Genomic DNA, 12564 nt, shown 5'->3' with positions numbered 1-12564 from the left:
AGAAGGAATCGAGTCAAGTAGCCAGGACGCTGGTTGCAGGACGATAGAGCCGAGAGAGTTCTTTGAGTGACGGTAATCGTAGGAACGGTTGGGAAAGGCGGACTTCGGTTCGCAAGTACCAGACGGAACTAAGAGAACAGGTCGCTCGGGTTCGGTGCCGAACCGGATCTTCGAAAATCGGAAGATGAGGGCGGCCATCCGTAAGGGTGACCGCCCTTCGCTTTTGTGTGAGGTCTGCTTGCTACAACCACAATGCAGGTCCTTCCCATTCGGCTCGCCCAGGGCAGACTCTCCGCTGTACTTCGCTCAAGATGACAATGTCAGCGATGGTTGTCGTTACCGGCTAACACTTCAGCTAAATGCTTCGGTCTCGCATTGGTGTTCTGTGTAATTTGCTCACAGCAGCTGAAGCCGTCAGAAACGATGATTGCCTCGGGATTATTGCGAACCGCTGGAAGTAGAACACGCTCACCTAAATTCTGCGAGACCTCATACTTGTCTTTTTCGAACCCAAAGGGTCCAGCCATACCGCAGCAACCGGAATCGAGCACCTGGACATCAGCGCCGGTTGCGCGGAGCAATTTGATCTCATCAGTCATGCCATGCTCGCCAATACCGGTCATAGCTTTGTGATGGCAGTGGCCGTGAACGACGATCTTTTGGTCGACACGCGGGGGCTGATAATCCGGTGCGAACTTCACCAGGAACTCGCTAAGAAGATAGACCTGTGAGCGGAGCTTCTGAGCGCGGGGATCGTTGGGGATGAGGTTTGTAAGCTCATCGCGAAAGACAGAGGCGCAACTGGGCTCGAGCACGACAACGGGAGTCCCAGCTTCAATCTGAGGAGTAAGAGCATCGAGCACCTTCTCCAGATACTGCTTTGCAGTATCCAGCATGCCAAAGTCGTAGAGTGGTCGTCCGCAGCAGAGATGGCGATTAGGAACCGTGATCTGGAAACCGGCATCGGTAAGAACCTTGTAGGCCGCTCGCATGGTAACCGGATGGAAGTAGTTGTTGAAGGTATCGGCCCAGAGAAAGACCCTCGGCGCTTCAGCAGATGCAGCAGTGCGGCGATCTCCGCGCAGGCGGCTGGCGTCACGGGCCATGCGACGATCCGGCGTAAATGGACGCGAGAAACGCGGAAACTTGCGGCTGGGGTGGATGTGTAGCACTTCCTTCATCAGGTGCGAGATACCGGGAAGTCCATTGATGAAATTGACGATTCCAGGAGCGATGGAGGCCAGGCGGGCGAAGCGATCGATCCGGCCGAAAGCATAATGCGCAAGCGGACGCGAGTGATGCTCGTAATGGTGCGAAAGAAACTCGGCTTTGTAGGTAGCCATATCGACGCTTACAGGACACTCAGAACGACAGGCCTTGCAGGAAAGACAAAGATCGAGCGACTCGCGAACTTGTTCGTTAGCCCAGTCCTTCGGGAGCACTTCGCGCTGCATGAGCTCCCAAAGCATATGAGCGCGTCCACGTGTGGAGTGCTGCTCCTCCCCGGTTGCCATGTAGCTGGGGCACATGGTTCCGGCATCGGCCTTGCGACACGCTCCAACACCGACGCAACGCAATGTTGCACGAGCGAAGGAACCATTATCCGAAGCGAAGGCGAAGTGCGTCTCCGGCTCCCATGGAGCATAGTCCGCTCCGAGGCGGAGATCTTCATGGATCTCATGACCATCAATCATCTTGTTGGGATTGAGTTTGTTGTCGGGGTCCCAGATGCGCTTAAAGGTGCGGAAAGCTTCCATCAGTTCGGGGCCGAACATCTTGGGCAGAAGAGCGCCGCGGGCCTGCCCATCACCGTGCTCGCCAGAGAGCGAACCACCATGAGCGATAGCGATATCAGCAGCCTCATCCATGAAGCGGCGAAAATCGAGAATACCTTTTTCTGTCTCGAGATCGAAACTAAGCCGCATATGGACACAGCCCTGGCCGAAGTGTCCATACATCGGGCTCCAATAGCCGTACTGCTCCATCAGCCTGTACAGCGAGCGCAGGTAGGAGCCAAGCTGTTCGGGTGCAACCGCGGCGTCCTCCCAACCCTCCCACCCCGTGCGCTTGCCGGGAACGAAGGCTGTGGCACCGAGGCCTGATTCACGAATGGCCCAGACACGATGCGCTTCAGCATGGCTATAGATGCGTGCCTCGGCCACTCCATTCATCGCAACAGCGAAGTCATGGGCGCGTTGATCGGATTCGACCTGCGAATTGCCGCCGAACTCGGCAAGGAGAAAGCCTCGCCCCTCGGGCAGCAGAGGAATATCGTCGAGCGCTTTCTGTTTAGCGCGCAGTGAATCGAGTAGAAGGCCATCCATACCTTCAAGACCAATGGGCTTGTGGGTCAAGACGAGCGGAACATGATCGGCAGCAATGAAGACATCTTCAAACCCCACGCCAACCAATGTGCGGAACTGTGGAGATTCGACGAGATTGAGCGTCGCTCCAAGAATGATGGCACAGGTTCCTTCGCTTCCGACCAGGGCGCGCGCGAGGTTAAAGTTGTTCTCTGGAAGCAGCTCATCCAGGTTGAATCCCGAGACACGACGCGGAATGTTGGGAAACTTCTGGCGGACGAGGTTACCGTAGGTATCGCGAAGGATTTTGAGCGAAGAATAGATGCCGCCAATTCTGCCGCCTGATTGAATATGACCGGCGATCTCACGATCAGGAGTCTGTCCCACAGTAAGGCGTGTTCCATCGTATAAAAGGATGTCGAGCGAATGGATGTTGTCAACAGTCTTTCCACCCATCAGTGCGTGGACGCCGCACGAGTTATTCCCAATCATGCCGCCGATGGTGCAGCGCGAGTGTGTGGCCGGGTCGGGAGCATACGTAAGAGCATGCTTCTCTGCCGCTTCGCGCACACGATCAAGCACAATACCGGGTTGCACGCGCACCGTCCGAGTAACCGGATCAACCGGTCCCATCTTGTTCATGTACTTCGAAAAATCAAAAATGACGGCAAAGTTCGTGCACTGACCGGCGAGCGATGTCCCTCCGCCGCGCGAGAGGATGGGAGCCTTAAACTCACGGCAAACAGAAACGGCAGCGATGACATCCTCTTCATCGCGAGGGATGACGAGGCCGATCGGGATATGTCGATAGTTGGAAGCATCGGTCGCATAGAGAGCGCGGGAGGCTTCATCGAAGCGCACCTCGCCCCGAACCTTCTGGCGAAGTGCCTGCTCAAGCTGCACAGCTTGAGGAAAGGTCTCGTGCGCACGGGCGTGTGAGCTGGGAAGAATGGTAAAGGGCGTAGCGGAGGTAGGGGTTGTCGTAGACATTGTCGGATGCGAGTTATTGTAGTGCTTTGTGCCATGAAGCCCCTACATAACATGTTGAAACTGTGGAATGAACGGGTTCCATCCGCGCGGAAAGTAGATCCCTCTAACGGAGTTGCCCTTTCCATATTTTCGCTAAGTGTGTGTAATCCCGTCGATCGGTGGGATCATATATTCACGTGGAATTCGCCGTCATTTTGAAGATGGCCTGCGCCTTTGAGCTGTCGAAACTGAGATCCAACTTGCGTTTGCCTTCCTTCTCTTCCGGCATGGGCAGGCGCGTGATGAACTCATAGAAGGAACCCGGCACCTCTTTCGTAACCATCTTCCCGTCAGCGCCACGGAAGCTGCGCTGAACACGAGCGGCGTGAAAAGCAGTCTGCCGCACCCGCCCGGACTGAGACTTTTCAACAACGTCTTTAATAGGCTGCTTAAGTGCCTTTTGTTCGGCTGAGAGCTGGTCAACATCGGGTACGCGATCGGTAGCATGGTTAAAAGCATTGCCTTCTGTCGAGATCCAGGCCATCTCCGGCGATTCAGCCAGGAGAACTTCGTAATCGAGGAGAGATAACTCCGGATGCTGGCGATCGAAGACCTGTACGAGTACAGGAAGAAGTTTTGCCGAATCTTCCAGCGAGAGTGATCCTTCGGCCTCGATTTTTTTCAGGAGCGCAGCCGCCTCGGGGGTAACAGGGTCTTTGGATTGCTCCGTGACGCGAAGTACCGCCTCCTGGAATGGACGCGAGAAGCGCTCGGGATGCAGCTCGGAAATGAAGAACTGTGCGATATCTTCCGGATAATCGGCCTGCGCGTAGGATCGGCCGGTCATGCGGAGCCGTTCGAGAGGATAAGTCCCATTGAGTGCATACCCCAAAGGACGCAGGATGCGGGTGATGGCCTCTTGACCGGCGGGCAGAGCTCCCATTCCTTCGAGTGCCACGGTACGAACGGCGCCATGATCGTGCATGACGGTGCGGTTCTGATCGAGGCAGCGCTGAACATATTGCTCAGCAGCTGGAACTCGCTCAAGAAGATCTTCGAAGAGAAGCATGTTAAGCGCCTGGGCAAGGACAGCGCGAGAGACGTGCGGACCTGGATTGGAAGACAGGTCGGAATGGATGATAAGGGCACGAAAAAGGTGGTCGGTTCTTTCAGCTCCGATAAGAGTCTCAAGAAGCTGCCGGAGGATTCCGTTTTGTGAGTTCATGATTTGACTCCCTGCGCCACGTCGTGGGGGCGCGGTTATCCATCATCATCAAAGGGAGTCAATTGTGCAAATAGGTACTCACTTTCGTGTGCTGCAAGGCTAACTGTTTGTTTCCAGACGAGTGACCTGCCGAAGACCGCGGACGGAATTGCCAAGATAGATCGCATCGGCTCGGTTGAGATCTTCGAGCACTAGGATTTGTTCGCAAGCAGTTGGGTCGGTGGTTAGAATGTGGCGACGCAAAATACCGGGAAGAACTCCAGAGGGAAGAGGCGGAGTAAGCAGATGACAATCGCGACGGATGAAAAGATTGCTGATGGCACCCTCCGTAAGCTCTCCTCGCTCATTCAGAAAGAGAACTTCATCGAAGCCTTCAGCGCGGGCGCGAGACAGTTCGGAGTTGTAGAGATCGCGCTGTGTTGTTTTGTGACGAAGGAAAACATCTCCGCTATACGTACGATGCGGAGAAATACGTACAGCGATCGCAGGAGCATCCGGCGCCAGCGCCGAAGAGGTAAGTGTAAATTCACCATCAGAAGAGAGCAGTAAACGAATGCTATGGCGCGCAGCTGGTAGCGTGGAAGCGAAAGAAGAGATACGAGAAGCGATAGCATTATGATCGCAAGAATAGTCGAAGTACTGTGCAGAGGCAGAGAGACGATCGAGATGCAGTGCAAGGTATGGAACAGTGGTTCCATCAAAGAGCATCGTCTCAATGAGCTGGAACTTCTGATGCTGTCGGGTCAAGAATGACGCCTTGAGCTGGCACTCGCGATACTCCGATGAAGGATTGGAGTCAGCGACAATACCTCCTCCAACACCCATGTTCGCAATACCGTCACGAAGCACAACGGTGCGGATGGCAACATTGAAGGTTGTGTCTCCCGAAGGAGCAATATACCCGATGGCACCCGTATAGACACCACGCGGACTGCGCTCGAGCTCCTGAATAATCTGCATAGTGCGAAGCTTGGGAGCTCCGGTGATGGAGCCAGAGGGAAAGAGCGCGCGAAAAATATCGTAAAAAGCGAGCCCGGAACGGGGCTCTCCTGAAATGGTTGAGGTCATCTGCAAAAGCGTTTGATAACGCTCAACAGAGAAGAGGTCCTCCACATGAACTGAGCCGGAACGGCAGATGCGGCCGAGATCGTTTCGAAGAAGATCAACGATCATTACATGCTCGCTGCGGTTCTTTTCATCGGCTTGCAAGCGCGCCACCTGTTGCTCGTCTTCGGCAAGATCGAGGCCGCGTGGCATGGTTCCTTTCATTGGTCGCGTGATGATGCGGTTTCCTTCGATGCGAAAGAAGAGCTCGGGCGAAAGCGAAAGAATATGGCGATTATCGTGATGAATCAGCGCGCTATACGCGACGGGCTGTGCTGCAACAAGCGCGGCAAAGGACGCCGCAGCCGAATGTTGTGAATAGACCGCGACGCGATCGGTGAAATTGACCTGGTAAGTATCACCGGATGCGATGTAGCGCTGAATGCGGTCAATTTTCTCTTCGTACTCTCCTTGCGGAATACTGAGTGCTGCATATGTGGCAAAGCTCGCAGGAGTGGGTTCGACATCAACCGATGAAGGAGGAGTTGTCAGAAAGACCCCGTCGAGATGGTCGAAGACGATGGGCTCAGAATAAGCTCCGAACCAGGCGATGGGTCCGGGAGACATATTGGATTGCTGAAAATGATTACGTTCAAAAAAATATCCGCATTCATAGTGAAAGTAGCCAGCGAGGTGAAGTCCGTTACTGCGCGCGGATTCGATGTGGTCAAAGAGTGCGGGTAGATCATCCATCGTGTGAGCAGCGACGATCTCCACTGGCTCAAGAAAGAGATAGCTGCGCCGATTGTGCTCGTCGTAACGTGAGGTCTCGAGTAAGACAGCGTTCGACGAAGTTGCAGCCAATGTGCGGAGATGCAACGGCAATGGAGTCCAGGCAGGCACAGGGGATAGAACGATTGTTTCATGCCGCTTTGACTGAGGGGAGATGCTGGTCTTCCTTTTGGTCTCGCTCAAAGTGGAAAAGCCAGTATCAACGGGGAAGCCTCAATGAGACGGGCAGATGGTTTCACCTATATCTGACTTCGCAAACGGTTTCATAATCGAGGCAACCGATTGCAACTTGCCGTTTTTAGCAACACACTGCACGCGCGCAAGATCGTCGATGTTTTTGAGCGGATCTCCATCAACAATGATGAGATCAGCCAGATGGCCGGGCTCAAGCGTTCCAAGATCCTTACTAAGACCATAAGCCTTGGCCGGAAGACTGGTCACTGTCTCCAGCGCCTGCCACGGCGCAAGCCCACCCTGCTTAACCTGCGCACGAAGATTGAGATGAAGACTGGTGGCGGGAATATCAAGTGGGGAATCGGTTCCTGCAAGAATGAGACCACCTCGACGGTAGGTTTCGGCCACAGTCGATTCCTCATCTTTGAGGCGCTGGAGCATGGGTGCGACGTTGGTGTGAGTTACCGTTTCAACCGCAGTGCGCAGGCGTTTGTTCTCCCAAGAAGGGGCCACGGCCTGGCGCGGATCGCTTGCCATTCCGGGATCGTCAGCATAAGGAACCTGCGAAAACGTCGTAGAGATGGTCCACATGCCTGAGTCGACAAGAAGATCTCTGACGTCACCGTAGGAACGTCCTGGTTGCGAACGCGAATAAGCCCATCCGGTTCGTGCGGTCGCGGAGATATGGCTCATTCCATCTTCTCCGAGCGTCACTGCAGGCAAGAGATAGTGCGATGCAGTCTCCACGCCCATGCGCGTATGAGCGTAGTCGATTCCCTCTTTGGCCCATGCATACGACAGACGAACATAAAGTTTAATGAAGTCGAAATCGAGCGCATTGAGACGATCGAACTCGCGATGGAGCTGCTCTTCGGAGGTCGTCGCGATCATCATGGGGTAGTAGACACGCTCGCCGTCAACAGCTTCGCCGGTATTGAAGACGCGCGGTCCGGTTGCCGTTCCGGAGAGATACGCCTCTTTGTGCTCTACGGCGCGATAAGCGTTATCGGCAATACCACGAAGCTCGGTAACGCCATAGATGAGCCAGAGCCGTCCCATGCGATCGCCGTAGTAGATCCCGTTGTCGGAGTCGGCATGAACGTGGTTCTCAAAAAGACCGGGAAGCACTGTCGAGTTCGGGGCCTCGACAGTACGGGTGACGCCCGCAGGAGATGTAACTGAATGAGGAGTTACACTCGTGATGCGATTGTCGGTGATAAGGATATCGACATCGCTCTGCTCTGTTGCTCCCTTTCCTGGCCAGAAGCGCCCAGCATGGATGAGCAGCTTCTGCGTTGGCTTGGCTTGCGTGTAGGTGAGATCGACAGGCACCGGAGTAATCTGGCCCGTGACGCGATCGATGAGACGTAGCTTTCCATTCGATAGATACAGAATGTGAGACGAATCGCCCGACCATGTCGGAGTGTCCGTAATCTCATCGTTCAGCTTCACGGCTGGACCGGAGGGATGGCCCTCTGCATCGACCGGCATGGTATAGAGAAGATCCTCCAAAACAAAGGCGATCTCTCTTCCATTGGGAGCATAGATAGGGCCATCTTCCGTACGCGTGGTAATGGATTTGTAAGGTGCGGGTGAATAGAACTTCGCCGCTTTGGTAGCAAGGTCAACGGTCAGAATATCGCTGGTGCCTTCGCGGAAGCGCTTGGTGTACGGATGAATGGTGGCAATAGCTATGGTCTTTCCATTAGGAGCGAACGAGGCACGCCCTGGAAAGAACGTCGAAGGCGTGAGAGGCGTCACTTTGCCGGTAGCTACATCAGCGAGTAGAGTAGCTCCTGTCTGATCCTGAAAAGCGATTAACTTGCCATCAGGAGACCATGCAGGCATAATCTGCGCATTCTGGCCGGGAGCAATCCGTTTGTCCGAAGAAGTATCTCTGTTGGTAAGGTCGTGAACATAAATGTTCTCGATACCATCGCGATCGGAGACGTAAGCGAGATACTTGCCATCTGCAGAGAAGATTGGCCCCTGTTTATAGAAGGTGTCGTTGGTCAGCGCGACCGGCTTCTGGCCAATGGTCATAAGATAAAGCTGGTTCAACGCGATGAACGCCACCTGTTTGCCATCTGGTGAAAGCACAGGAGCGTAGATGCCTTTGACAGGATGCGGCTTTATCTCGTCAAAATCATAGCGTTTATGCATGTACCGTGGGCGAACAGTTGGAATCGCCGCCGTAAATGGAATGGGTATCTCCGAAGAAGTCGCCAGATTCAAGCGCAAAATTTTTCCTTCAGCAGAGTAGACTAGCTCAGAGTTTGAGAGCCAAACCGCCGGAAAAGGAAAGGCATCTTCGGATCTTCCGGTGTAGACCGTTGTTGAGTCTGAAGCAGAAACAACGGTGAGATGAGCTTCGCTGACCGCTGCCCCATGAACTTCAAAGTTCACAAAAGAAATCTTTGTACCATCGGGAGAGAAGCTGGGCGCTTCGAGGCGCTGTTTCGTTGGATCGACGGACAGCACGATCGATCTCTCATTAGAAGCAAGATCAATCGTCTCGATCGAGGCCCCTTGAATACCGCTTCCTGAAATGAAGACGAGTCTTTTACCATCCGGTGACCAACTCGGTCCAAACTCGTCGGCAGCAGAATTCGTAATCTGCTTCAGATCACTTCCATCTGTCTTCACTGTCCATATGTCATACGATCCTTGAAAGGCTCGATCAGAAGCAAAAGCAATCGTTGTTCCATCAGGTGAGATTCGCGGCTCACGATCGTCGCCGTGTCCAGTCGTCACCTGCTTCAGGCTGCTGCCGTCCGGCTTCATCGTCCAGATGTGGAAGGTACCGCCTGCGTAGCATTGCAATGCAACAAGATCGCCCTTCGGCGACCAGTCAGGATGAGATGCTTCCTGCAATGGCTGGGTCAGCTGATGCCCCGCGCCGCCAGAGAACGGAATCGCGTAGATCAGTCCTTGAACGTCAGCGAGGATGGTTTTCCGATCAGGAGAAACCGTAACCTGCATATCAGTTCCTTCACTAACCGTAATGGCCTTAGTGACAGAAGCAGCATGTGCGACGGTTCCCAACAGAAAGAAGACAAGGGAGAAATGGGCTGGCTTCGCAGCCAGAAGACTTGCGGACATCAACGCTGCTCCTTCGTTTGCGCTAAATCAACCTTCGAAAAGATCCTTCATAGCTACGAAAAGCGAATGCCAATGCATATCGGCACAGGATATGCCCTGTCGCCTAGGTTACGAGAAAAAGAACAAAACTAAAAGGAATCAGAAGCTGAAGATGAAATGCGCAACAGGCCAAAAGGTATTGCTGCCATCAATGGCAAAGCAGCCAAAAGGCTCACTCTTGGGTCAGCCCATACTTTTCCATACGGTAAATGAGTGTCCTTCGACTGATGTCGAGATACTTTGCGGCCTTCGTCTGATTCCCTTTTGCCTGCTCCAGGGCTCGCATAATTAACTCACGCTCGACGGCCTCCAGGCTGACACCTTCTTCTGGAAGGTCAATCCAGAATGAGTTGTCGGCAGGCACACGACGAATCTCTTCTGGAAGATCAGCCTCCGTCACCATATTTGAAGAACTGAGAACCAGCATCCTCTCCAGCACATTCTCCAGCTCGCGCACATTTCCTGGCCAGCGATATCGCGCGAGATGTTGCACCACCTCCGAAGATAATTCCACATCTTTCATGCCATGCCGCTGCTTCGCCTTGCTGAAGAGATGTTTGACCAGTTCCGGAATATCTTCTCTTCGCTCTCGCAGCGGCGGCAGCAGCAATGGAACTACTGCCAGCCGGTAGTAGAGATCTTCCCGAAAAGTCCCATCTTCAATCATCGCCTGAAGGTTGCGATGAGTTGCTGTAACTACGCGGACATCGACCTTTTGTGCCTCGGCTGCACCGATCTTAGCAATCTCACCTTGCTGTAAAACACGAAGCAGTTTGACCTGGGCATCCAAGGGAAGCTCGCCCACTTCATCTAAAAAAAGCGTCCCGCCATCGGCAAGCTCAATCTTCCCTGGCCGCGTGGCATTGGCACCCGTGAAAGCGCCTCGCGTATAGCCAAACAACTCTGACTCCACAAGCTCTTTGGGAATGGAGCCGCAGTTGATCGTCACAAAGGGTTTGCTCTTTCTTGGACTGTTTTGATGGATCGCGCGCGCCATCAGCTCTTTGCCTGTCCCAGTCTCTCCCTGGATCAATACCGTCGTGTCGCGCTGCGCTACCCGCGAAGCCTGATCGAGCACGCGAAGAAATACTTTCGCGCGTCCCACAATTCCTTCAAATCCATATCGTTCATCCAGTGCCGACCGAAGATTTCTTACCTCGTCCAGCAGAGTCTGGCGCTCCATGGCGCGATGCACCACCAACACAAGTTCTTCAAAGTCCAGCGGCTTGGTCACATAGTCGTATGCTCCCAGCTTCATCGCTTCCACTGCAGTCTCTACTGTGCCAAATGCAGTCACAATAATCAGAGTAGGCTGGATGTCTCCTTCTGCGATACGGCGCATCAGCTCCAGACCGCTGGTAGGCATCTTCAGATCGCTGATGACTAACTGCGGACACGTCTCGTGGATGAGGTCATAGGCTTCGGCCCCATCGGCAGCAAGCGTAACCTGATAACCCGCCTCCTCCAACTGCATCTTCATCACGCTGCGAAGGCTGCTGTCATCATCGACAACCAGGATGCGCTTCCCGCTCATAGCGTCGCCACCGCCTTTTGAGTATGTTCCAGCGGGAGTTCCACGCAAAATGTCATTCCGCGACCTGCGTTATTGGCAGCTCGAAGCGTGCCTCCATGTTGTTCCACGATATTGGCAGCTACCGCCAGCCCCAACCCAGTACCGCTTTCCTTGGTCGTAAAAAACGGTTCAAACATACGATCGAGATCTTGGGGAGACATGCCACTGCCCTCGTCGGAGACATCAATACAGAGAATCGTTCCTATCTTGAACGCTCGCACCACGACGCGACCTCCTCCTGGAGAGGCCTGAATCGCATTCAGAACGATATTTAACAACACCTGCTTCATCTGCTCCGCATCACAATTCACCAGAGGAAGATTGTCGGGTAGCTCATCGACAATCTCTACCTGCTGACGGATCGCCGCATGCTTCGCAAGCACTGTCACCGATTTCACCAGAGAGATCGCGTCAACCTTCTGAAAACGAGGTAGTCGTGGACGAGCGAAATCAAGAAAGTTCGTCAGCAACTTATTGAGCCGCTGCGATTCTTTTTCCAAGATCCCCAGGCACTCCTGCTTGTTCTCCTGGGAGGCATTGCCGCGCTTCAGGATTCCCGCCGCCCCCGAAATACTTGCCAACGGATTGCGAATCTCGTGCGCCAGGCTTGCCGACAATTGTCCCGCAGCCGAAAGCCGCTCTGTTCGCTTCATCTTCTCAACGTTTTCGCGCAACTCGGTATAAACACCTTCCAGCTCGCGCTTTGTAGATTCCACCTTCAGACGCTGCACACGCTCCCGATCCGCTAGCAACCCTGCAATAATGCCCGCGCTTCCGAAGATGGTCAGCTCCAACAGTTGATCCTGGGCATCCATCGGCCAATGCGACCAGTGCCTGGCAATAATGGGCGACTGCATCAGGATTCCGAACGCAAAAGCCTTTACAGCTCCTCGCCATCCGAAGAGCATTCCGGCCATCATGAACGGAAGGAAGTTTAAGTGATGCAGAACGTTATGGAGAGCGACTGCACGCGGCGAGGTAAACCAGGTTGTCAGGGCCAGCAGCACGATCAACAACGCAATCGCCGTAGCCTTTACCTGCGGAGTCCGCAAGAATCTTAAGGACGCCCTTACAAGCCCCATCTCCTTATTGTCCCATGCGGTCGGATGTTCCTGCTCCATCAAGGAAGGGGGTCTCGTCATCGTGACCGTTGCTGAAAACCAGGAGTGCATCGACGGAAGAAGATGCAATTCGATCTCCATCTCTTCCCTTATTGCAACCATTAGAAATCCGGCATCCTTTGCCTCAAAGGGTACAGAACTCATGGCAGACCTGTACCAAATGGGACACTTCTATCTCCATAAGCCTGTAATTACAAGCAGTTTCGCCTTTGGCGTTCCGAT

6 protein-coding genes are annotated in these 12564 nt (G+C 53.9%); all 6 read right to left on the bottom strand.

Translation table 11 applies throughout. The features are described 5' to 3' along the window. Positions 1–320: 320 nt before the first annotated feature. The 6 genes from H7846_RS02920 to H7846_RS02895 all read right to left on the bottom strand — a co-directional run bounded on the left by H7846_RS02920 (position 321) and on the right by H7846_RS02895 (position 12486). Positions 321–3293 (bottom strand): FAD-binding and (Fe-S)-binding domain-containing protein, encoded by a 2973-nt coding sequence (locus tag H7846_RS02920; RefSeq protein ID WP_186695049.1) that lies wholly within the window; start codon positions 3291–3293, stop codon positions 321–323. A gap of 172 nt (positions 3294–3465) precedes the next feature. Continuing rightward, a complete protein-coding gene (locus H7846_RS02915) occupies positions 3466–4497 on the bottom strand; it encodes a DUF1338 domain-containing protein (RefSeq protein WP_186695048.1) in 1032 nt (343 codons plus the stop codon). 99 nt (positions 4498–4596) lie between these two features. Continuing rightward, positions 4597–6516 carry an aminodeoxychorismate synthase component I gene (pabB, locus tag H7846_RS02910; protein ID WP_186695047.1) on the bottom strand — a complete coding sequence of 640 codons (1920 nt, stop codon included), beginning with the start codon at positions 6514–6516 and terminating at the stop codon, positions 4597–4599. A 30-nt stretch (positions 6517–6546) separates the two neighbouring features. Then, positions 6547–9609 (bottom strand): amidohydrolase family protein, encoded by a 3063-nt coding sequence (locus H7846_RS02905; RefSeq protein ID WP_186695046.1) that lies wholly within the window; start codon positions 9607–9609, stop codon positions 6547–6549. A gap of 211 nt (positions 9610–9820) precedes the next feature. After that, on the bottom strand, positions 9821–11182 hold the full coding sequence (locus H7846_RS02900; RefSeq protein WP_186695045.1) for a sigma-54-dependent transcriptional regulator: 1362 nt from the start codon (positions 11180–11182) through the stop codon (positions 9821–9823). Beyond that, positions 11179–12486, bottom strand: coding sequence for a sensor histidine kinase (locus H7846_RS02895; RefSeq protein ID WP_255460813.1), 1308 nt, complete (start codon positions 12484–12486; stop codon positions 11179–11181). The genes H7846_RS02900 and H7846_RS02895 overlap by 4 nt, the downstream gene beginning before the upstream one ends. Between the last annotated feature and the right edge of the window lie 78 nt (positions 12487–12564).

The organism is Edaphobacter sp. 4G125 (assembly GCF_014274685.1).
Classification (GTDB): Bacteria; Acidobacteriota; Terriglobia; order Terriglobales; family Acidobacteriaceae; genus Edaphobacter.
The sequence above is the reverse complement of the archived record's forward strand: the minus strand, read 5'-3'. Positions and strand labels throughout refer to the sequence as shown.

Excerpts from the sequence above, each read along its gene's own strand:
- H7846_RS02895 (WP_255460813.1), bottom strand. The coding sequence starts at position 12,486 with ATGAGTTCTGTACCCTTTGAGGCAAAGGATGCCGGATTTCTAATGGTT.
- H7846_RS02900 (WP_186695045.1), bottom strand. The coding sequence starts at position 11,182 with ATGAGCGGGAAGCGCATCCTGGTTGTCGATGATGACAGCAGCCTTCGC.
- H7846_RS02920 (WP_186695049.1), bottom strand. The coding sequence starts at position 3,293 with ATGTCTACGACAACCCCTACCTCCGCTACGCCCTTTACCATTCTTCCC.
- H7846_RS02905 (WP_186695046.1), bottom strand. The coding sequence starts at position 9,609 with ATGTCCGCAAGTCTTCTGGCTGCGAAGCCAGCCCATTTCTCCCTTGTC.
- H7846_RS02915 (WP_186695048.1), bottom strand. The coding sequence starts at position 4,497 with ATGAACTCACAAAACGGAATCCTCCGGCAGCTTCTTGAGACTCTTATC.